This window comes from Desulfobacter curvatus DSM 3379 (genome assembly GCF_000373985.1).
Classification (GTDB): domain Bacteria; phylum Desulfobacterota; class Desulfobacteria; order Desulfobacterales; family Desulfobacteraceae; genus Desulfobacter; species Desulfobacter curvatus.
Genome location: NZ_KB892979.1, coordinates 15,705 through 37,612 on the forward strand (window position 1 = coordinate 15,705; position 21,908 = coordinate 37,612).

Annotated in this window: 16 protein-coding genes; 6 read left to right on the forward strand and 10 right to left on the reverse strand. The window is 47.1% G+C overall.

Annotated elements, in window-relative coordinates:
- Positions 1-180 precede the first annotated feature (180 nt).
- The gene (locus tag B147_RS0107030) at positions 181-1,029 is read right to left on the reverse strand and encodes a LysR family transcriptional regulator (protein WP_211216922.1); all 849 of its coding nucleotides are present in this window, start codon (positions 1,027-1,029) and stop codon (positions 181-183) included.
- A gap of 511 nt (positions 1,030-1,540) precedes the next feature.
- On the opposite strand from B147_RS0107030, the gene B147_RS0107035 reads away from it, so the two are divergent.
- The 6 genes from B147_RS0107035 to B147_RS0107065 all read left to right on the forward strand — a co-directional run bounded on the left by B147_RS0107035 (position 1,541) and on the right by B147_RS0107065 (position 9,848).
- Positions 1,541-5,008, forward strand: a complete 3,468-nt coding sequence (locus tag B147_RS0107035; protein WP_020586514.1) for a pyruvate carboxylase — start codon at positions 1,541-1,543, stop codon at positions 5,006-5,008.
- A gap of 409 nt (positions 5,009-5,417) precedes the next feature.
- The gene (locus B147_RS0107045; RefSeq protein ID WP_020586516.1) at positions 5,418-6,227 is read left to right on the forward strand and encodes a PP2C family protein-serine/threonine phosphatase; all 810 of its coding nucleotides are present in this window, start codon (positions 5,418-5,420) and stop codon (positions 6,225-6,227) included.
- 66 nt (positions 6,228-6,293) lie between these two features.
- Positions 6,294-6,578 carry a PAAR domain-containing protein gene (locus tag B147_RS0107050; protein ID WP_020586517.1) on the forward strand — a complete coding sequence of 95 codons (285 nt, stop codon included), beginning with the start codon at positions 6,294-6,296 and terminating at the stop codon, positions 6,576-6,578.
- A gap of 362 nt (positions 6,579-6,940) precedes the next feature.
- Positions 6,941-7,234 (forward strand): hypothetical protein, encoded by a 294-nt coding sequence (locus B147_RS0107055; protein ID WP_020586518.1) that lies wholly within the window; start codon positions 6,941-6,943, stop codon positions 7,232-7,234.
- 71 nt (positions 7,235-7,305) lie between these two features.
- A complete protein-coding gene (locus B147_RS0107060; protein WP_157237808.1) occupies positions 7,306-8,952 on the forward strand; it encodes a hypothetical protein in 1,647 nt (548 codons plus the stop codon).
- Positions 8,913-9,848 (forward strand): hypothetical protein, encoded by a 936-nt coding sequence (locus tag B147_RS0107065; protein ID WP_020586520.1) that lies wholly within the window; start codon positions 8,913-8,915, stop codon positions 9,846-9,848. The genes B147_RS0107060 and B147_RS0107065 overlap by 40 nt, the downstream gene beginning before the upstream one ends.
- A 74-nt stretch (positions 9,849-9,922) precedes the next feature.
- Here B147_RS0107065 and B147_RS27700 read toward each other — a convergent pair whose 3' ends face one another.
- The 9 genes from B147_RS27700 to tssC form a co-directional block, all read right to left on the reverse strand.
- The gene (locus tag B147_RS27700) at positions 9,923-10,456 is read right to left on the reverse strand and encodes a DUF4123 domain-containing protein (RefSeq protein WP_020586521.1); all 534 of its coding nucleotides are present in this window, start codon (positions 10,454-10,456) and stop codon (positions 9,923-9,925) included.
- A 6-nt stretch (positions 10,457-10,462) separates the two neighbouring features.
- On the reverse strand, positions 10,463-12,628 hold the full coding sequence (locus tag B147_RS27705; RefSeq protein WP_020586522.1) for a type VI secretion system Vgr family protein: 2,166 nt from the start codon (positions 12,626-12,628) through the stop codon (positions 10,463-10,465).
- A gap of 26 nt (positions 12,629-12,654) precedes the next feature.
- Positions 12,655-15,369: a type VI secretion system ATPase TssH gene (gene tssH, locus B147_RS0107080; RefSeq protein ID WP_020586523.1), complete on the reverse strand. Its 2,715-nt coding sequence runs from the start codon at positions 15,367-15,369 to the stop codon at positions 12,655-12,657.
- A 56-nt stretch (positions 15,370-15,425) separates the two neighbouring features.
- The gene (tssG, locus tag B147_RS27710) at positions 15,426-16,451 is read right to left on the reverse strand and encodes a type VI secretion system baseplate subunit TssG (RefSeq protein WP_020586524.1); all 1,026 of its coding nucleotides are present in this window, start codon (positions 16,449-16,451) and stop codon (positions 15,426-15,428) included.
- Complete coding sequence (tssF, locus tag B147_RS0107090; RefSeq protein WP_026259555.1) at positions 16,415-18,298, reverse strand: type VI secretion system baseplate subunit TssF; 1,884 nt, start codon at positions 18,296-18,298, stop codon at positions 16,415-16,417. Before tssF ends, tssG begins: the two co-directional genes overlap by 37 nt.
- A gap of 38 nt (positions 18,299-18,336) precedes the next feature.
- Positions 18,337-18,858, reverse strand: a complete 522-nt coding sequence (gene tssE, locus B147_RS0107095; protein WP_020586526.1) for a type VI secretion system baseplate subunit TssE — start codon at positions 18,856-18,858, stop codon at positions 18,337-18,339.
- Positions 18,830-19,618 carry a type VI secretion system accessory protein TagJ gene (locus tag B147_RS0107100; protein WP_020586527.1) on the reverse strand — a complete coding sequence of 263 codons (789 nt, stop codon included), beginning with the start codon at positions 19,616-19,618 and terminating at the stop codon, positions 18,830-18,832. The genes tssE and B147_RS0107100 overlap by 29 nt, the downstream gene beginning before the upstream one ends.
- Before the next feature lie 132 nt (positions 19,619-19,750).
- Positions 19,751-20,260, reverse strand: coding sequence for an Hcp family type VI secretion system effector (locus B147_RS0107105; RefSeq protein WP_020586528.1), 510 nt, complete (start codon positions 20,258-20,260; stop codon positions 19,751-19,753).
- Between the two features lie 146 nt (positions 20,261-20,406).
- Positions 20,407-21,906 (reverse strand): type VI secretion system contractile sheath large subunit, encoded by a 1,500-nt coding sequence (gene tssC / locus B147_RS0107110; protein WP_020586529.1) that lies wholly within the window; start codon positions 21,904-21,906, stop codon positions 20,407-20,409.
- Between the last annotated feature and the right edge of the window lie 2 nt (positions 21,907-21,908).

Sequence of the window (21,908 nt, forward strand, 5' to 3'; positions counted from 1 at the left end):
CTATGCCTCCTGGTAAATTTTAATTCGACAGGCTGTTACACACTGCCAATTTTCCAATTTTTTGTGTTGGAGAATTTATATCAGATTTTATAGGAAAGTCACAATAAGTTGTTGAATTGCTTTCATCCTTTGTTGTGGATTGAGCCTATGTGTCGATAGACCAAGGTCAGCCCATGGCTGCTATCCGGCAAGATCAATGAATCCTTGGATATAATCGGTTGTACTGTCCTGGTCCCGGATGCCCACACTGATCTCTTTCCAGATGCCGCCCGGGCCGATGGAAATTGCTTTCAATCCAAACCTTTTTTGACTCTCTTCCACCAGCCAGCGGGGCAGGGCTGTGACGCCTCTGCCCGCAGCCACCATCTGGAGCATGATATCCGTGGTTTCAATGGTTTTATGCTGTTGGGGACGACATTGGGCCGGAATGAGACACCGGGTGAAAATATCCAGACGTTCCACGGGGACGGGGTAGGTGATCAGCACCTGGTCCAGCAGATCTTGGGCAAGGATGTGGTCGCGCCGGGCCAGGGGATGGTTTTGGGGAACCGCCAACACATGTTCATACTCAAAGACCGGCGTAAAAGAAAGAGTCTTTCTTATTACAGGATCCGGGGTGATGAGCAGATCGATTTCGAAATCCAGCAGCGCCTGTATGCCATCAAATTGAAATTCCTGTTTGACATCAACTTCCACATCCGTCCACTGGGCAAGATATTGGGCAACAATCGTTGAAAACCAGCGGTAACATGGATGACACTCCATTCCGATACACAACATTCCCCTTTTGCCCTGTGCATATTGCTCAAGCATCTTTTCGGCCAAAGCAAATTGGGGCAGTATTTTACGGGAAACCCCCAGTAAATACCGGCCGGACCGGGTCAGGCGCAACCCCCGGCCGTCTTTTTGCCAGAGTTGGGTGCCGATACTGGATTCAAGTTTTTTCATGGTGTGGGTCAGGGCCGGCTGGGTCAGGCAAAGGGCTTGGGCTGCCGCTGTCAAGGTTCCCTTTCGGTCAATTTCGTTCAATATGGACAGATGAATCCGGTCAATCATAAGGTTAAATAATATTTTATATTTTTTCTATTATTTTTGTTTATGAATAAATATCTGATTAAAGTAGTCTGGTCAATAAAAACCGTCTACCCGGAAAGCAAAAATGGGAATCGTATTGAGCATAAAATACCCCTCGCGGTTTTTATAGATCTCCGTAACTTAATGATTTCATGAACCTTTATTGACACATCATCGAGGGTTAAAACAAAAAAAATAGATTGATAAGCGTTTCCTAAAATATAGATTGACAAGCGTTTCCTATTTTATTAAATTTTTTAATCTTTTTTTATGAAATTTTAAAATTTTTCATGGAAAAAGAGAATTAGGGACGGTTCTCCAAACCATTGGTTGATTTATAATACGCCATAACGGACGTAGTAAGGCAGTGGAAGGAACTCTTACCGATTTTGGGAATTGAAGAATCTGTTGCCGATGCTGCAAACAGATTGAAGGAGCGTTATCATCTAAAACGAGGATATGTAAAATGGATGTTATGGGAAAAAAAATCAAGCGTCTCTTGATTGCCAACCGCAGTGAAATCGCTATCCGTGTAACACGTGCGGCACATGAGCTTGGGATAGACACGATTGCGATCTACTCCCAGGAGGACCGATTTGCACTTCATCGGTTTAAGACCGGGGAAAGTTATTTGATCGGAGAAGGAAAAGGCCCTATTGAAGCCTATCTGGATGTTGAAGGGATTGTTCAGCTTGCCAAGGAAAAAAATGTAGATGCCATCCATCCCGGATATGGGTTTCTTGCAGAAAAGCCGGAATTTGCCGAGGCATGTGCCGAGGCCGGTATTAAATTTGTCGGGCCCTCACCGGAGGTTATGCGTAAATTGGGGAACAAGGTGTCTGCCCGCAAGGTGGCGATAGACGCTGGAGCCCCTGTTGTTCCGGCCAGCGAACCATTGCCCTATGATGATGAAAAAGTCATTCAGATCGCAGAAGAGATCGGCTACCCGCTTATGTTGAAAGCCAGCTGGGGCGGCGGCGGCAGAGGCATGCGGGCCGTGGAAAGTACCGATGAGGTTCTGACCCAGGTTGATGCGGCCCGCAAGGAGTCCGCCGCAGCTTTCGGCAGTGATGAAGTCTATTTTGAAAAACTTGTCAGAAGGGCCAGGCATCTTGAGGTTCAGATTCTGGGGGATTCCCAGGGCAATATCATCCATCTGTTCGAACGTGACTGCTCTGTTCAAAGAAGAAATCAAAAGGTTGTTGAAAGAGCACCGGCCACTTTTCTTTCCGATGAAAAGCGCCAAGAGTTGTGCAATGCAGGCCTGGCCATAGCCAAAACCGTAGGCTATGAAAGTGCCGGAACCGTTGAATTCTTAATGGATATGGAAAACGAAAAGTTCTACTTCATGGAAGTCAATCCAAGAATTCAGGTAGAGCATACGGTAACAGAGGAAGTCACCGGTGTTGACATTGTCAAGGCACAGTTAAAAATTGCCCAGGGCATGCTGATTGGCGATCCTGGAAGCCTTATTCCAAAGCAGGAGGATGTCAGACTGAAGGGACATGCCATCCAATGCCGTATCACCACGGAAGATCCGGAAAACAACTTTATTCCCGATTACGGAAGAATTACAGCCTATCGGACAGCAGCCGGATTCGGCATTCGCCTGGATGCCGGAACCGCTTATTCCGGGGCCATCGTTACCCGCCATTTTGATTCCCTGCTCACAAAAGTAACCGCGTGGGGTGGAAATGAAGAGGAAGCACGTTTGAAAATGCATCGTGCCCTAACCGAATTCAGAATCTTAGGCGTTGCCACAAACCTGCAGTTTCTGGTGGGCTTGATTCTCCATCCAACCTTTGTAAATGCCGAATATACCACTAAGTTCATCGATGAAACCAAAGAGCTCTTCTCTTTTACCAAGAGACGCGACCGGGCAACCCGGCTGCTTTTTTTCCTTGGCGATGTAATTATCAACGGGAATGAAGATGTTAAAAACAGACCCGTTCCGGCAGCACATGTGCATCAGCCGACCGTACCCAAATATACTGCCCAGAAGGCCCAGCCAGGGCTCAAGCAATTGCTGGACAAAGAAGGACCCCAGGCCGTTGCAGATTGGATGAAAAAGCAGGACAAACTTCTGATCACTGACAAGACCATGCGTGATGCCCATCAATCCCTGCTTGCTACCCGGGTGAGAACTTTCGATCTTGTGAAGATTGCACCCACCTATGCCGCGCTCTTGCCTGACCTGTTTTCAGTAGAGTGCTGGGGTGGGGCAACTTTTGATGTGGCCATGCGGTTCTCCAAAGAGTGCCCCTGGGAACGTCTCCAGCAATTGCGTGAGGCCATGCCCAACCTGTTGACCCAGATGCTGCTCAGGGCGTCCAATGGTGTGGGATATACCAATTATCCGGACAACGTTATTACCTACTTTGTTAAACAGGCTGCTGAAAACGGTATGGACCTTTTCCGTGTTTTTGATTCCCTGAACTGGGTTGAAAACATGCGGCTGGCCATGGATGCGGTGTTGGAAAACAATAAAATTTGTGAAGCTTCCATATGTTATACAGGTGATATTCTCGATCCCAACAGAACAAAATACAGCCTGAAATACTATGTTGATATGGCAAAAGAGCTGGAAAAAGCAGGGGCACATATCCTGGCGATCAAGGATATGGCAGGATTGTTAAAGCCGGCTGCGGCAAAAGTGCTCGTTGGTGCCTTAAAAGATGAAATTGGTTTGCCCATTCATCTTCACAGCCATGATACCAGCGGCATTGCCGGTGCAACACTGCTTGCGGCAGCAGACGCAGGCGTTGATGCCATTGATTGTGCCATTGATTCCATGAGTGGGTTGACCTCACATCCCAATTTGGGGTCCATTGCCGCCGCACTTAGAAATACGCCACGGGATACCGGCCTTGATCCGGAGTCTCTGGCTTTGGTTTCCAACTACTGGGAAAAAGTAAGGCAGATGTACATTGGTTTTGAAAGCGAATTTCATAGCGGAACCTCTGAGGTGTATCTGCATGAAATGCCCGGCGGCCAATATACTAATCTGCGCCAGCAGGCCAGAGCTTTGGGCATTGAAGAGAGATGGCCTGAAGTGGCTAAGGTCTATAAAGACGTTAACGAAATGTTCGGCGATATCGTAAAAGTGACACCCAGTTCCAAAGTGGTTGGAGACATGGCCTTGTCCATGATTACCAGCGGCATCACCAAAGAAGATGTTCTGGATCCGGGAAAAGAAGTCTCTTTTCCCGAATCGGTCGTTACCTTTTTTAAAGGCATGATGGGGCAACCTCCCGGAGGATTTCCCAAGGAATTGCAGAAAAAGATATTGAAAGGCGAAGAACCCATTACGGTTCGCCCGGGACAACTGCTTGAGCCTGCTGACATGGACCAGGAGCGTGCCCAGGCCGAAAAGCTGGTGGAAAGAAAAATTTCCGACTGCGAACTTGCTTCCTATTTGATGTATCCGGATGTATTTGTTGATTACATGAAACATCGCAGGAGCTTTGGCAATGTAAGTGTTCTGCCGACCCTTAATTTCTTTTACGGAATGAAACGGGAAGAGGAGCTGTACGTTGATATCGCCTCCGGTAAAACCCTTATTATTCGTTTCATGGCCAAGGGAAAGGCCGATGAAGAAGGAAATAGAGAGGTCTATTTTGAACTTAACGGCCAAGCCCGGATTGTTAAAGTGCCGGATCGCTCCAAAGCACCGGAAAGAGCACCACGGGAAAAAGCCAACCCGGCAAATCTGGGTGAAGTTGGATCACCCATGCCGGGCCTGATCTCTGCAGTTTGCGTTTCAGAAGGAGATGAAATCGAACGCGGCGATGTGCTGGTAACCATCGAAGCAATGAAAATGCAGACCAATGTGGTTTCAGATGTCCCCGGTGTTGTGGAACGAATCGCCACATCTGTGGGAACACAAGTTGATGCAAAGGATCTGCTGGTTGTTATTAAACAGGCGGACGAATAACGTTAGATTTCTTGCCGTGCTAAAGAAAGCCGATTCACCCATTGGGTGGATTGGCTTTCTTTTTTTATTTCATAGATAGGTTCAAGCCCTCTATTATTTGCCACCAATGCCGCGATAAATATCTCGGCGGAACTTGCGGTCTTTTCGTTTTGCCAGAGCACAATTCGGGATGTATCAAACGAAAAAGACCCTGAATGCCACACGGACAAGAGCAAAAAATACAGGTGGGGACTTTGGGGTCAGGCTAAATCTTGAACTTTTTATTATAATAGTTTAGTTTTCTTTTACTGGCTGTGTCAAATATTTTTAGGAATAAAACAGCACTTAAAAAGACAATTCCAGGCATACTGTTGAAGCGTTTGAAATATTCTTTTATGGTTTGCTAAATGGGGCTGACAGGTATTTAAAAATGAGCCAATCCGGCGGCCAAGTAAGCCTTCAGGTTGAAACCCGCCTGATCTCCGCATGGGGCATTTCAGATCCGGGTAAAAAAAGAAAATACAATGAAGATGCTATTTTTATAGATGATCAAGGCAAATTTATGCTGGTAGCGGACGGCATGGGAGGGCAGCGCAACGGGGCCCGTGCAAGTGCCATGGCCATAGCGTCGGTAAACCGGTTGTTAATGCCCGAGATTATCGACCGGGAATTGGCAGACATTACTGTATCCGGAAAGATGCCCCCAGAAATAAGCGGCTTATGTTCCGTGGTTGAAACGGCCGTGCTTGAAACCAATCAAATGATATACAGGACAAATTGTCTGGAACATGAAACAAAAAATAATTTCATGGGGACGACATTGGCTGGTGTTTTTTTAGCTCCTTCCGGATATATCATTACCTTTCATATTGGGGACAGCCGCATTTACAGGCTTCATAATGAAAAATTAACCTTGATGACCCGGGATCATTCCTTGTACCAGGAATGGTTGGAAAGTGGACAAATCGCAAAACAGCCCAAAAAAAATATTTTAACCCGGGCCATTGGTTTTGACGAATACGTTAAACCGGACACGCATTTCAGTAGATATGCAAAGAATGACTTCTACCTTCTTTGCAGTGACGGCTTAACAAATATGTTGCCCGAAAGAAGAATTGAAGCCGTCTTAACCCGGCATTGTAATAGCTTCGATTGCGCAGATGTATTGGTAAAAGAGGCGAATGCCAATGGCGGAGCGGATAATATCAGCGTGGTTGTGTGCCGGATAAAACATTCATAATTTTACCCTTGTTATTTGAAGATACGCGATCATGAATAAATATCAAATTTAAAAGGAATTAAGAAAATGCCTCCGGCAGCAAGAATTTCAGATATGCATACCTGCCCCATGGTGACCGGTACGGTTCCCCATGGGGGAGGTCCCATTGTGACAGGATGTACCACGGTTATTGTCAATTTTATGCCGGCAGCCCGTGTGGGAGACACCGCGACCTGTGTGGGCCCGCCTGATACAATTGCCACAGGGTCTGCCACCGTGATGATAGGCAACATGCCGGCAGCCAGGATGGGAGATCAAACCGTGCATGGCGGCGTTATTGTTTCTGGTGATCCTACCACCAATATTGGGTGATATCAGCTTTCCAAAATCGAGGAGAGGGGGGATGGAGTTATTTCAAATGTCCTGATTTGTTGATACGTTACACATAATCTTTTTTCTCAGCTGACGGTTTCCTGATGAATCAAATAGGCCAAAATAAATGCCTTTAGAGTTAGAAAAAATTTACCGTTGGCTTGCCTTGATTTGTTTCCTTTGATAGAAAATACTATATTCTTTCCAAAGGGATGACATGTTTAAATCTTGCTTGCCATAAAAAGCCTCATATCCTTGAAAAAGAATCTACTAACCAAACAGACGAGTATTTTACTTCTGCTATGTTACATATTCGAAAAGATCAAATGAAGGTGTTGTCCGGTTATTATAGGAAAGCATTTATGAAGAAGCTCCGCTCTTACTTGGTCGACCAATACCCTGTTGAGTACGGTGCGATTGATACTGAGAGTACAGACCAGTATTTCGAAGAAGTCATGGAAAAGTCCAAGCTTTACGGTATCAAAATACAAAGAAATATTGCTGAGTTTGGGGGCTTTTGTATGATATATGGAATGAATTTTGAGAAAAAGAATGAATTCGCAAGGACACATTATATTCTGACAAGCAATGAAATGGCCGAAGGTACTAAGTTGCTTCAGTTGCGTAAATTTTTTGAAAACTATGATGGTAACTAGTTGCATTCATGACTAGTCTAAGCAGCTTTTCTTCATGTTCTGATGGCGAGTCGGGGATTGAGCAATGCCCAGTGAACACAAACACCACGATTCCCTGTGATGTCTATTCTTTGGTGGTCAGCGAGGCTATCTCGAATAAAAGCCTGGACTGTAGTAAGAAGCTCCGAAAGGAGCCATTTCCCGCGAATGCCCCGAATCACCTGAAGAATTATTTCTCGACCTATGACCTGATCCTTGAGGCTGTGTCGGAATACAAGACTAGTGATCCTGCGCCACTAAAGAATGTTGCCAGCCTTAGTATCGAAACGTCGTCTATCTGGACCTGTCCTCTTGGCAAGCATATTCTAATTGCTGTAACACCACTTGGCAACTACGACGCCCACAAGACGTGGCTCAATACTACGGTACAAGGATATAAGATAGAGGGTCTAAGCACGGAGAAAGACAAGGCGGTCAATATCGGTAAATGGTTGTCGCCATTTTGGGTATTTGGTGATGATTACATCAAGGAGTTCAGAATAGATGCAGAGGGTTGTGGTGTTCGTGATGAGGGAGACCCGCTGACTAACTTGAATGCGCTTGTCAGGGTATATAGAAAAGACGACTATGAGCTTTATTTCAAGATTCCACCTTTCAAAAAGATTAAGCGTAGCCGTGCAGGCTCAGTTGACGCGAAAGGAAATAAAGTCATTTCCCAGTCCGAATCTTTAGAACGGGGTGGGCAGATGCAGTCAGAATCATCTTCTGTTAGAACCGTCAATAAAAAAGAACATACTGATTACACTACGGAAACTTTAGGCGCAAAAGACGGTGCTGGCTACACTACATTAAGCGAATCTTCTGGAAAGAAGAAAAATAATGACTACGTTGCGGAATCCGAGAAATATCAGGAAGGCCGTGGTTCTGTTACAGTGAATGATTCTACTGATGAAGGCGAGGAATTTCTTTTCGAACTTGAGCGCCAGGATGAGATAAAACCTACTGTCTCCCTCAAGCGAAACGGCAGTGAGGTTAATTTTACCAAAGCTATTAACGACATTGTCAATCTCCAATATACATTGATGCAGGCCTGGAACGATATTAAGGAATGGGTGCCTAAAATAGGCTGGAGCGCGGAACTCGAAATTTCCCTAATGGTCGGAACCGTCTCCGGCAAATGGGGCTACCGTGTAGGAAACCTTCACGGTCCCCGCTTTGTGGCAGTCGAGCGTTATGTGGACATTTTTTTCAATATGGATGTTGTAACCTATAAAGCATCGGTTATGTTTGGCGTGGATTTCGGCTCTTTTGATGTACTCGACTGGTTTGGCGTGGGCAAAACGGAAATTATACTCAAGGTAGAGGGAAGTATCAGCGGCGGAGCAAGCGTGTCCGATACAATCAAGACAAACGGACAGCAAGGGTTCACCGGGAATGATTCTGAAGTGAAAGGGAATAGTAGCGTTGATCTTTTTGTGCAAGGCAGAGTGATGGTTGTCGGATACGGGTATGAGGCAAAGGGCGGTGTTACCGGTGGACTGAAATTTGAAGGTAAGCTTACGGCCGATTTTGACAATCCGCCTGCAGTAGATGGAAAATTTTTTTTCGAGGAAACGAAAATCTATGCACGATTTTATGATGCCGTTGAGGGTGAACGGTCTAAACAATATGAACGTATAGTGTTTAAGAGGAAAAATATATGGACAGGAAAAATTCCGAATACGTCACAAAATACATAGCTAACATAATTTTATTTTTACTGTTTGTTGTGTCTTACAGCTTTGCAAACGAGGAAGGTGACAAGATGAATGGCAAGATTGGCGTAGATTATTTGATGTATGCAGAACTTGAAGTCAGAAATTGTAGCGCTGAGGGGTATATCAACGGGATACCCTTCCATATATGCAGATTTGATTCAAGCGAGAGCCCAAAAGTCTCTTTCCCTGTGAACCAGTATCTGATCGACGGGCAGAATATGATCGAACTGGTGATCAATCCGGGGCCCACCCCGAGCAAAGCCAAGGAAGGTAAAAATGTCGAGAAAGCGGATGGCATTGCTGCAGAGTTTCGACTGGTCACGTATCCGGTCGGAGTATTTGTCGGAGACGAAAGTGGCAAAACAATATGCCGGGCTTCATGGCACAATGAAAAAGGAGGGGAAGCTACTTTCCCCATGTCTTTTACTTCTGTTGTAGACTTGGGCCCTGTCTTTGGTCCTTGTCTGTGGCAAAAAGCAGATGTTCTCAGACTCGACAAGAGTACAACCAATCAAGTAATTGATTTTATCAAGGTAATCTACGATGCCTATGAGGCGGGTAAACCGGAGATAATCAATAAATTGGCGAGTATCCGGTTAAATGAAGGATACCGTGCTTATCCAGAACGGGATCGCTCTACCATGGGAAGGCGCTTTGCAGTTAATCTCAAAAAGCGGGCGGCAATGAAGGAGTGGACGATGTTGCCATTCAACCCCGACTTGTTCGACCTGAGGTTATGTGCTGGGGGCCGGATGGTAGAGTGCATCCGAAAAGATTGGCAGCCTATTGTGGCCGCAACTTTAGAGGATAAAAACGTAGTCTATTCCTATGCCATGTTTCTCAGCAGGATAAATGGACAGTGGGTTATTGTTCGCTAGCTTCCTGTCTTTGGATAGGCGTACTGGATAAATTTTTTTTCCTTCCAGATAAAGCGCTGTTCTATAAAGATGGGTTAAGTAAGTCTAATATCATCAATTATGATGCTTTTTGAATTATCTTGCCTGGACTTAAGCAGTGTATCCGGTTCATCCCCCTCCTGGATATAACAGAGTACCGGTCCGAAGATTTCTGTCAGTTCCTCTTCAGTGCATGTGGGTAAAAAAATGTTAAATACCCGGGGGTCATAAAATCGAAAAAACAGGCGGTTCCCATCAGGATCTTTGACCATGACCAGGGTACGGAAATGCTTTCTCATGGCCTTTATATTTTCCCGGGCAACGGCAAAAATGCCCCAATGATTGCCCCAGCCCTTTTCGATAACCCATTGGGTAAAGGGGCTGTCTTTTTTAAGATGGACAAGATAGGGGGCGGCCTCTTCCACATCATGGGGCAAATCTCCTTGATACAGGCAGAAATAATCCGGCTCATGTTCATCGAGATGCAAAAGCAGATTTTTTATGGACGCTCCGTCAAGCACGGCATATGCACGTGATTTGGGAATCGAGAACAATTCCCGGTGAATTTTTTCTATGCGGGTGGCTGTCATGGATGTTTAATCTCTTTTCACTTCGGTTTTCCCTGCAGCACTTTTTTCCTGTTCCCGTCTTGCCCTTTCACACTCTTCACAAAACGGGGTGCCATCTTCTGCCGCCTGGTGTAAAACTTTGGCAGCAGGCGCTTCGGGCTTGGAAACAGCTGGACGTGCCGGTTCTTCAAAAGGCTCACCAGGCTGGGCATTATCAGCAGCTTTCGGCTCCTTGGGTATATCGGGTTGAGCCGGTGACGCGGCAGACACCGGAGGCCCTGATCCGCTGTTTATATTTATCAAAGGTCCGCCGGCAAGAAATAAGGCTGCCGGAGTTAACACGATGGATGATCCACCGCACTTGAGTTCAATGCCTGAACTTGCTTCAATTTTGATGGACATTCCTTTTAATGATATTGTACCGGCTGCCTCTGTCAGAAGATCGCCTTTGACCGAAAGGTTGTCATCTTTCTGAATCGCCACCATCCGGCCGGCTTCCACGGTCAGGTTGTCATTGCTCTGAATTTTGCTGATCCGGTCTCCAATGATCTTTAAATGCTTGTCTCCATGGACAAGTTCTATTTGATTACCATCATCTTTGCTTCCTATGGTCTGGTGCCGGTTGCCCAGGATGGATTCAAAGGAGTCATTTTTAACATGGACATCCATGTTTTTTTCGGCATGGAAAAAAACCTGCTCATCTCCTTTTTTATCCTCAAACCGGATTTCGTTAAATCCGTTGCCGCCTTTGGAGGAATCCGATTTGATCGTGGATTTGGTTTTCTCTGCCGGCAAGTCGTAAGGGGGCATGGATTTTCCGTTATAGACCCGGCCGGTAATAATGGGCTGATCCGGATCACCTTCCAGAAATTCAACAATCACTTCCTGGGTGATTCTGGGGATGTACATGGCACCCCATTTTTTCCCGGCCCAAAGTTGGGAAACCCGAATCCAGCAGGAGCTGTTTTCATCCAGTTGACCCTCCCGGTCCCAATGAAATTGTACTTTTACCCGGCCGTATTCATCCGTATAGATTTCATCGCCCTTGGGGCCGCAGATAATGGCGGTCTGGGGACCCTCCACAACCGGCTTTCGGGTTTTCATGGCTGGTCTGTAAGGCGTGTCAAAATCAATGGCCTGGAAAAATACATTGCATCCAGAACCGTCAATGGGAACACCGGACTGAAAGCCGGAACCGGTAGACAACCGGTGTTCAACAGAGGTCACCAGATACCGTTTGTTATATAATTGCCCGGGATGACCGGTTAAATCAAAATAAAAGCCCGATGAAATGCCCCTGGCATCAGATTCACAGGAGATGGTTTCATATCCGGCCCGGATGGCCTCTATGCGTGCCTTTGTATACGCCTCTCCATGGCTTGACTCTACATAATGACCCGGGTAATCATAGACTTCATACTCTGAGTGGTCATGTTTCTTTGAAATGGCGTGCAGGGTGGTCAGGTCTTTTTTGGGGACCTTAAAATCAAAATCCCTTTGGGTGAAACTGCCCGGATGGATCTGTTTTTCCATGTGTACGGACCGGATCGCTTCCTGGGTGGCGGATCTGCCCGATGCATCGGTAAGGCTGAAGGGGATGGACTCAAAACCGTCAAATGCCTTGAGAGAGGCGTTTGAATCGGCTAAAACCAGAATGTGCCGCTCTTCTTCGTGGGTAAAAAAGTAAAAAATCCCTTCATGTTCCATAAGGCGGCTGACAAAGTTAAAGTCAGATTCCCGGTACTGCACACAGTATTCCCACTCCTTGTATTCTTCGGTGAGACGGATTTCATAATCATTGAATCCCAAGTCATTAAAGATCTGCCTGATGATATCGGGCACCTTTTGGTTCTGGAATATCCTGCAGTCGCAGGTATGGGTGAGAAACCAGAGCCAGGGATAAACCCGGGCCGTATACGCCCACATCCCGTGCTGAATGCCGCATCCCTTGAAATGGCCCACAAACCCGTTGAAAAAGCGGATCTTGTCATTGGGAAGCGCCTGCTTGAGGGTCACCTGTTTTCCCAAAATGGACTCAAAGTCCACATTGGGGTCTTCACTGAGTATATCCAAGTCTATACTGAACAGCCCGGAAATTCTTTCATGAACAGTGGCACCGGTTACAAGTAACACATCCTTTCCCAAAGGGGTAACAAGTTCAAGCTGCCTGTTTTCCTGTGTGTTCTCGGCCATGGGGTTCCCTTTTCAAACCTTCAGGATCAGTCGATTTTATAACTAAAATCACCTTTGCTGACACTCACGTTGATCTTTGATATTTCCTTGCCCTCCACCACAGCTGTCAGGTATGCGTGACTGATGGCCGGCAGAAGGGTGTTGGTGAGAATAGTATCCACCATTCTGGCACCGCTTTCAAGCTCTGTACACCGTTCCGTGATTAACTTAAGGACTGAAGACTTGTAGGTCAGTTCAATGTTTCTGTTTTCCTTCAGCCGGTCCTGGATCCGTTTAAGCTGCAACTTTATAATGACATCAAGCATTTCATCACTGATGGGATAATAGGGAATGGTAACCAGCCGTCCTAATAATGCTGCCGGAAACACCTTGAGCAGCGAAGGGCGAAGCGCTTTGGCAATGCCCTGGGCATCCGGCATCAGTTCCGGGTCTTTGCACAGGTTCATGATCAGGTCACTGCCCACATTACAGGTCAGCAAAATAATGGTGTTTTTAAAGTCTATAAGCCGTCCTTCGCCGTCCTCCATCATACCTTTGTCAAATACCTGGAAAAAGATTTCATGGACATCAGGATGGGCTTTTTCAACTTCGTCCAGCAGGACCACGCTGTAGGGGTGGCGGCGGACAGCTTCAGTCAGTATACCGCCTTCCCCATACCCGACATACCCCGGAGGGGCGCCTTTAAGGGTGGACACGGTATGGGCTTCCTGGAACTCGCTCATGTTGATGGTGATCAGGTTCTGTTCGCCGCCGTACATGGCCTCGGCCAGGCACAGCGCGGTTTCTGTTTTGCCCACGCCGCTGGGGCCGGCCAGCAGGAAAACCCCCACGGGCTTGTTGGGGTTATCCACCCCGGCCCTGGACGTCTGAAGCCGCTTTGTAATATCTTCAAGGGCGTGGCGCTGGCCCACAACCCGTTGTTCCATTCTGTCGGCCAGGGTCAGGACAGAGGTCACCTCATCTTTAACCATGCCGCCCACGGGGATTCCGGTCCAGTCTTCGACCACCGATCCCACACAGACGGCATCGACACAGCTTGCGATCAGGGGGCTGTCCCCCTGGCACTCTGCAAGTTCGCTTTCTGCCTGTTTCAGTCTGGCAAAGAGTTCTTCGGTTGTGGGACTTTCCTGGCTTTTTTCGTGATCGCTCTCCTGTTCTGGGGTGGTTTCTGAAAGATCCGGATTTTCATCCCGGCCGCGAAGTTTGGCCCTTAGATCCAGAATTTCATCAACCAGTTTTTTTTCTTTTTCCCAGGCGGCTTCATATTGTAAGAGTTCTTCTTTTACTGACGCCAGACGCGCTGCCACCTCTTCTTTTCTTGTATCATGTTCAAACCCTACGACCTGTTCATTTTCGATGATGGAAAGTTCTGTTTCAAGGGTTTGAATCCTTTTTCTTCGATTGTCCACCTGGGGCGGCACCGTATGCTGGCTGACCGCAGTTCTTGCACAGGCCGTGTCAATAAGGCTGACGGCCTTGTCCGGCAGCTGCCGCCCGGCAATATACCGGCTGGATAAGGAAACCGCCGCATAAAGGGCTTCATCCAGCACCATGACCTTGTGGTGGGCTTCAAGGGTTCTTGCAAGCCCCCGGATCATCAGCAACGCCTTTTCCTGGGAGGGTTCTTCGATTTTTACCACCTGGAATCTGCGGGTCAGGGCCGGATCCTTTTCAAAGTATTTTTTATACTCGGCCCAGGTGGTCGCGGCAATGGTTCTTAAGGTTCCCCTGGCCAGTTCCGGCTTGAGCAGATTGGCCGCATCACCAGTGCCGGCAGATCCGCCTGCACCGATCAGGGTGTGGGCCTCATCAATAAAAAGGATGATGGGGGTGGCGGAAGACTGGACTTCTTCGATCACCTGCTTGAGCCGGTTTTCAAATTCGCCTTTCATGCTCGCCCCGGCCGAAAGCAGACCGATATCAAGGGATCTTATGGTAACATCCCTTAGGGACGGCGGAACGTCCCCTGCCGCGATTTTCTGGGCGAATCCTTCAACAACCGCGGTTTTTCCCACACCGGCTTCCCCGGTTAGAATGGGGTTGTTCTGTTTTCTTCTCATGAGGATATCAATAATTTGCCGGATCTCATCATCCCGTCCAAGGATCGGGTCCATTTCTCCTTCCCTGGCCTTTTGCGTCAGGTCCACTGAAAACTGGGCCAGGGCTTGCTGTTTACCCATTTGGGCCGGTGCCATGGCCCCGCTGGCTTCCCCCGGGCCGGCGCCTGCGGTAATGGATTTGCCGTCCTGCGACCCAAGGGAATCTTCAACAGAACCGCTGACAATGGCGTAAAACGCTTCGGTCAGGGGTTCCAGCTTGATTTTTGAAAGCTCAGGGGAGATGCCCAAAAATATGCCGGCCACCCCTTTGTTATTGAGCATGGCGATAATCAGCTGCCCGGTTCTAATGCAGTTCTCATCAAACATCAGGGTGGCGAATGTCCAGGCCGTTTCCAGGATTTCATCTAAATGCGGAGACACGGAAGATACCGAAGACGCTCCCGTGGGCAGTTTTTCAAGGGTTGTGGTGACATCTTTTGCCAGCCGGGACTGGTCCACATCAAAATGATTCAGGATTTTAATCACATCACAATCGCCATGCTGAAGCAGCTGCTGGAACCAGTGGACAATTTCCACACAGGGGTTTCCCCTCATTTTGCAGAATACCGTTGCGCTTTCCAATGATTTATAACCAAGGCTATTGAGCTTGCCGAATAAAACTGTTCTTTTAATTTCAACCATTTTCTTCTCCACCAAAATGATGAGTGGTTTTAATCCTGACTCATAAAATTCATGGCTTATCGATTGCCGGATAAGATTAAATTGTCAGCGTCTTTTTGATCTTTTCGTTTTTTAAACCAACTGGTATACCCCAGTTTTATTTTTTTATCCGCTGTGAAATCAGGGATTTCGTCGGCACTTAATATCAATTGAACATCCCAGTCAAAACTCATTCCCACATAATTATCGACCCAGCTTTTTAAATGGGAAAACCCTTTTGATCCGGGCACCATTTTTTCGTACAGTTCAAGTTTCATGGGACCTAAAACCAGTCTGAATTTTTGGTTAACATCCCAAATCCGTCTTCCGATAATGCAGGTTTGTCCCATCAGGCCGGTATCTTCGGATTCTGCCAGCCTGAACCGGTCCGGGCGGGGAATGGGAATCCATTGTCCGGTAAACTGTTCCATTAAAACCCGCGTACCGAAATAGCCTTTTAAAATAGCGCACAGGCCTTCAACGTTCATATCCTTTTGGATCAGTCTGCCTGAGTAATACAGACGGGCATCTTTAGGAATATCATCGACAGTGGCCCGGGTCTTTCCTTTAATGTTAATCAGGGCGCCGATGTAATCTGAAAAAGGATCTTTTTGCCAGTCCCGGTTAACGGTGATCTGATTAATGGCCCAGGCCCTGTAATACAATGAAATCATGCGGTGATGAAAAATATCCAGAAAATTTCTCAATGCATGGTCTTTATGCTGGTAAGATCGCTCAAACACATATTCGGTTAAAAACAACGGCATGGGACCATTACAGCCTAACAGGCCGAAACAATTGACCATCATTTCAGCCGCCTGATCGTCATTTCCCGGCCGGTACCCGGCAACATCGGAAGGTGGAAATGCAAGAGATGGCTTTTGCCTGAAGCGCAGGGCCTCTTTTCTGACTTTATAAGAAAAGCCGGTGGGTTCCGTCTCCTGGTCTTTTTTGTCGAAAAACCGGTCAAGCTCCCGGATCAGCAAAAAAAAATTCCACTCCCAGGGGGCAGCGCTTATTGATTCTTCTAATTCAATCTCTGATTTGAGCTTCGTTTGGGCCATGTTTTAATTTTTCCCCGTTCAACTGAGTGCAGCACAGTCTGGGTAAATGAATTGATTTGTGCCGTTGCCCCGAAATACCGGTCAAGGATGGCGCCCAGCAGAAAAATTCCCATGCCTCTGAATGCATCTTCATCCAGGGTCAGGTTGATTTCAAGCCCCCGTATGAAAGAGATGGGGCCGTTTCCATAAAACCTGCTGGTCACAGGTTTTGCATTAATATCGGCAATGCCTTCAATCTGCCTCCTAAAATAGTATGCATTCGGGTCGCAATACAGTCTGAGCAAATCTTTGAGCTGTTCTATTTTCCCTGAATCAGCGCTTCGAAGAACGGAAAGATAATTTAAAGAGAGGTGGTTAATGATATTCCACTCTGATATTTTTTCCTTAAAACTGGGAATAGGGCTTGTGGGACCGTCAATGCAGTAAACCGCTGTGACCGGAACGTTTATATCCAGGGTAAAGTCTGTTTGCGCCTTTCCCACCGGCATCATAACCGGAAGGTCCCTGTTGCTGATCAGGGCGGTTACCGATAACTCCTTGACGTCTGAGTCAAGGGGCCTTGACAGTTCATCCACCAAGGCAATGTAAACCTGACTGCCCACATACCCTGTCCGTGTGCCATACTGTTTTTCGGTCTGCGTCAGGCTTCTGGGACGGCGGTATTCGGCATAATAGGCGTCTGATCTGGCTGAGCTTCGGTTAAATTCGCTTTTTGAATAAAACGGTAGAAAGGGTTTTCCCGAAATAAAATTAACGCCGTATCCGGTAACCTTTTCGATTTGCAGCACCTCGTAATCAAGGGTCCTTGTTCGATCCACAACCACTGGAAATTCAAAATTATTTTTTTTTATGTGGATGCGGTCAGTTCGCTTCCTGAACATGTTAATCGCCGGTGTGGAAAAAAGATTGAAATTATCTGTGGTGATTTTTTTGTCAAGATGGGTTTCCGCTTTATCAAAGACAAAAATAATGTCTATTTCATGGTCGGTACATCGGGACATCATATTCTTTAAATCCAGTAATTTAAAGAACATGAAGCGTTGGGGAAAGGCAAAGTATTCACGGATGAGCCGGTATCCTTGAAAGGTCCGCGGATCATTGGGGAACAGGGCCTGCTCGCTTGAGAAGCCATCCTGTACCAGAATATTATCTACGTCTCTACGAACAATTTTAAAGTCTTTGCTATCCCCTGCAGATTGAAAGACAACCGCCTTGCAATTGGCAAAGAGCTGCTCATAAATCTGCATAGGCGTCGAATCTTTGGTATCTCTTATGTGGATGGAAAGCTCAGTTATATCAATCTGATTTATTGGAATGGATTGGGGTGATGACAGCCTTAAGTGTAAATTTGCCGCCGCTTTGATGCCGCCGCCAAATCCCATGGCATCCCTGTAGCCGGTTTGATAAACCGCTCTTTTTAATTCAAGCGGATAAAGTGTGATGTCATGTGCCGTCTGGAATCGGCACGCGGTTTTTTCGTCTTTTCCAATGGCGGAATTCAGTCTGGTGTCCGCAGGTATCTTAAATCCCTGGGCCAGGTCAGGATCACTTAGATCCGGCGCAAAAGATACCATGGCCATGGACGGCGTGGGCATCAAATATTGGGGATAAACCGTATGGATGATGGAGTGGGTAAATCTTGGAAATTCTTCATCTAATTTTAAGTGAACCCGGGCAGAAAGAAAGGCAAAACCTTCAAGCAGCCGTTCCACATAAGGGTCTTCGCAGTTAAACCGGTCCAGGCCTAACCGTGCGGCGATTTTCGGGTTTTCTTTGGAAAACCGCCCGCTGGATTCCCTTAAATGCTGCAATTCAATATTGTAATAGGTTAAAAACTTTTTATCCATAATGGCCCTTGTTTTTTGCTGCCAAGGTCTGTGAATATTTAAGTCACCCGGCATTCGCCGGTTTCAAGATCAAACTCGGTCTTAATAAACAGCTTTTCAGAAATGGGCTCTGCCCATAACTCCCCTTCAATCTCAAAATGGATTTTGGATTTTTGCCGCTTATGGGGTGAATTGGATTGATGAACCGAAAGGGTCTCTTTTAAAATTCTGGGCTCAAACTGCACAATAGCCTCTTCAATTGCCTGGATGAGGTGTCTGGTTCCTTCTGTGTCGGCCCATTCACCACTGACATATTTAATCCCATAGTTCAAAACAGATTGCCTGACATAGCTGAATTCATTGAGTATTTTGCCGTCCGGCCGGGTTTGGTTGTTGAACAAAAATTCAAGGTCCCTTGCAACGGAGAGCCGGTATTGCCTTAAATTCAGCACGCGGTACTCCCGGCTTTCTTTACGGGCTTTAGGATATCTGTCCGTAAGCCGGTCCAGCAGACAGGGTAAAATACGTTTTTTGGAAGGATGTGTTTCCATTTTAATGATTAAATATAACTTCTCTGACATCCATAATAGGGTAATCCTGCTTCTCAGTGGCCAGCATCCGTTGGCCTAAGCCCCAAAAAACATCTTCGTAAACCTCATTCCAAATTGTTTTTCGGCCAAGCAGAACCGCGTCTTCCTTGCTTGCGACAGATCCCTGGTACCGGGCAGGAATAAACCCGACAGACTGTCCGTCATTTTTCCAGACAACGGAAACCGGCAGCCAGAGAACATCCCTGAGATCACAGGGGGGTGTAATTTCCAGTTTTTTTATGTTTGACAGCGCCGTAAAATAAAATTTGCCTTCAACAATGATTTCCAGAATTGGACCAAGGCGGGAATCCGCGTCCGCCAGCCATTCAAAAGGCTCTTGGTTGATGGTCCCGGGCACCGGTTCAGCCAGTTCCAATGCCTTTTGCCGCATTTCATTTGCGGCTTTGTGTTCTTTTTTGCCGTCCAGGGTCAGGGCCTGAATCATTTGTCCGATCCACGCTTCAGGTTCCCCGAAAATCAATGGGGAATGCCGGCCGTTAAAAATTTGCTCCCTTAATGCCTCACAGTTGAGAAGCGGACGGCACACGCCTGCCATGAGCTTGTTCATATCATCCATATCTGCTGCGATATTAAGCTGGGTCATGGCCCGCTCATAATCCCCTGCAATGCAGAGCAATTGAAACAGATAAATTCTCAGCTCAGGTTTTGCCGGATCTTTGCGGATTTCTTGTTTCAGCGTTTCAAGACTCCCGGAAATGGTTCCGGAAAACAACATTTTCTTTTCAGACATTTCATTTCCTTTGCCCCAAGGATTAAAGGGCCACCCTTATTTCTCAAAAGGCCTGTATTAACAGCCATGGGTTGACCTGGTCTATCATAGCCAGGCTCAACCCACAACTTATCCAGCCGGTAACAATTAATATCATCCGCCTGTGTTGGCTTTGCAGTCCCAGTATTTCGTAATATCGCCCATGGAACTGCCTGAGTCATCATAGGGCGTATAGGTCCATTCGATTGTTTTGTAATTCAGGCCGATTGCTTCAGTCGGACGGCCGGGTTGGTCGGATGAGTCGGAATATGTAACGCTTGCAATCAAAACGTCATTCATGACAATGGAAAGAAACCGCTGGCTCGGGGATGCTTCGGTCCCGGCGGTAGAGGTCATCATCTCAATTTCAATGGTGCCGAAAGACTTGCCGGCGCAGCATTTGGACATGATGGGGAGACTGGACTTGTCCAGCACCTTGGTCACCAATAAATCTCCATGTTCTGTGGCGCCTACGGCATGCCCGCCGGAGCCGCTTGCGGCCACCCGGTCAATATTGGCCGCCAGGTTGTGGCTGATCCCGTTAATCTGAATCCAGTCTTCATGGCCGACTTCCCTGCATTCGCCGTCAACACCTTCGATTTTCATGAAAATAGCATTTGCCATTTTACAACTCCTTTCAACTAAAAGAATTAATTTTTCACGTGTTAATAAAAACCTTCGACCCTAAAAAAACAAATTCAAAAATAGTCAAGTTAGAGGCCTATCGGGCTCAGTCGGGGCCCTCAACTCGGCTCAATTTTAAACTCGAATTATTGTTCCTTTTTAGAGGGCAGTTTGGATACCAACCGCAAGGATACTGACAGCCCCTCTAACTGGTAATGGGGCCGCAGGAAAAATTTGGCACTGTAATACCCGGGATTTCCCTCCACCTCTTCAACCTGAACCTCAGCGGCTGCAAGGGGATACCTGGCTTTCATTTCCTGGCTTGCAGTGGAATCCGATGTAACATACTGCATGATCCATTTGTTGAGAAATTTTTGCATATCATCTCTTTCCATATCCGAACCGATTTTGTCCCGGACAATACATTTAAGGTAATGGGCAAACCGGCATGTGGCGAACAGATAAGGCAGTCTGGCGCCAAGATTGGCGTTGGCCGTGGCATCGGGATCATCATATTCGGCCGGCTGGTGCAGGGTCTGGGCGCCGATAAACACGGCATAATCCGTATTCTTCCAATGGAGCAGAGGCATCATTCCGTTTTTGGAAAGCTCGGCCTCCCGGCGGTCGGTGATTGCGATCTCCGTGGGGCATTTCATAGCGACCCCGCCGTCATCGGTGTTAAAGGTATGGCAGGGAAGCCCCTCTACCATGCCGCCGCTTTCAACCCCCCGGATACGGGAACACCATCCATAGAATTTGAATGCCTGGTTGATGTTGGTCGCCATGGCATAGGCTGAATTGGACCAGACAAATTTGGAATGATCTGCTCCGCCGGTATCTTCGTCAAAATTAAATTCGTCTATGGGATTGTCCTTAATGCTGTACGGCTGACGGGACAAAAACCGGGGCATGGCAAGGGAAACATACCTTGAGTCCTCGGATGCTCTAAACGATCGCCAGGGGGCATACTCCGGGCTTTGGAATATTTTTGTCAAATCCCTTGGATTGCTCAGTTCCTGCCAGGAATCCATGTTCATCAGGCTTGGGTCGGTGCCGGCAATGATCGGACAATGGGCGGCCGCACCGATCTGGGCCATTCCCTTTAACAAGCCGATATCCTTGGGTGAATGGTTAAAATAATAATCCGTTACAAGGCAGCCGTACGGCTCGCCGCCGGCAACACCGTATTCATCTTCATAGATTTTTTTGAACAGGGGGCTTTGATCCCAGTTGGTGCCTTTGAACTTTTTAATCGTTTTGGCCACTTCATCTTTTTTAATGTTCATTACCCGCAGCTTCAGGGTCTCATCGGTTTCCGTATTGGATACCAGGTGGTGCAAGCCCCGCCAGCTGCCTTCCAGGGTTTTAAAATCTTCATGGTGCATGATCAGGTTAATTTGTTCGGTCATTTTCTGGTCAATATTGGAAATAATGGACTCAATGGTGTTCACGGCATCATCGGTGACCACCATGGTGTCGATCAACGCTTGTTCTACCAGGGTTCGGACCGCCGATTCAACCGCTTTTTTGGCGTTATCCGATTTGGGCTTAAATGATCCTGCCAGAAGCTGATCCAGTTCGCTGACCTCAATGGCCACCCCCTGTTGGGTCTGCTCTTCTTTTTCAAGATTTTTATCGTCCGTCATGT

Bases quoted from the DNA above. Each gene is read 5' to 3' on its own strand.
- B147_RS0107035 (WP_020586514.1), top strand. From the start codon at position 1,541: ATGGATGTTATGGGAAAAAAAATCAAGCGTCTCTTGATTGCCAACCGC.
- B147_RS0107045 (WP_020586516.1), top strand. From the start codon at position 5,418: ATGAGCCAATCCGGCGGCCAAGTAAGCCTTCAGGTTGAAACCCGCCTG.
- B147_RS0107050 (WP_020586517.1), top strand. From the start codon at position 6,294: ATGCCTCCGGCAGCAAGAATTTCAGATATGCATACCTGCCCCATGGTG.
- B147_RS0107055 (WP_020586518.1), top strand. From the start codon at position 6,941: ATGAAGAAGCTCCGCTCTTACTTGGTCGACCAATACCCTGTTGAGTAC.
- B147_RS0107065 (WP_020586520.1), top strand. From the start codon at position 8,913: ATGGACAGGAAAAATTCCGAATACGTCACAAAATACATAGCTAACATA.
- B147_RS27700 (WP_020586521.1), bottom strand. From the start codon at position 10,456: ATGACAGCCACCCGCATAGAAAAAATTCACCGGGAATTGTTCTCGATT.
- B147_RS27705 (WP_020586522.1), bottom strand. From the start codon at position 12,628: ATGGCCGAGAACACACAGGAAAACAGGCAGCTTGAACTTGTTACCCCT.
- tssH (WP_020586523.1), bottom strand. From the start codon at position 15,369: ATGGTTGAAATTAAAAGAACAGTTTTATTCGGCAAGCTCAATAGCCTT.
- tssG (WP_020586524.1), bottom strand. From the start codon at position 16,451: ATGGCCCAAACGAAGCTCAAATCAGAGATTGAATTAGAAGAATCAATA.
- tssF (WP_026259555.1), bottom strand. From the start codon at position 18,298: ATGGATAAAAAGTTTTTAACCTATTACAATATTGAATTGCAGCATTTA.
- tssE (WP_020586526.1), bottom strand. From the start codon at position 18,858: ATGTCAGAGAAGTTATATTTAATCATTAAAATGGAAACACATCCTTCC.
- B147_RS0107100 (WP_020586527.1), bottom strand. From the start codon at position 19,618: ATGTCTGAAAAGAAAATGTTGTTTTCCGGAACCATTTCCGGGAGTCTT.
- B147_RS0107105 (WP_020586528.1), bottom strand. From the start codon at position 20,260: ATGGCAAATGCTATTTTCATGAAAATCGAAGGTGTTGACGGCGAATGC.
- tssC (WP_020586529.1), bottom strand. From the start codon at position 21,906: ATGACGGACGATAAAAATCTTGAAAAAGAAGAGCAGACCCAACAGGGG.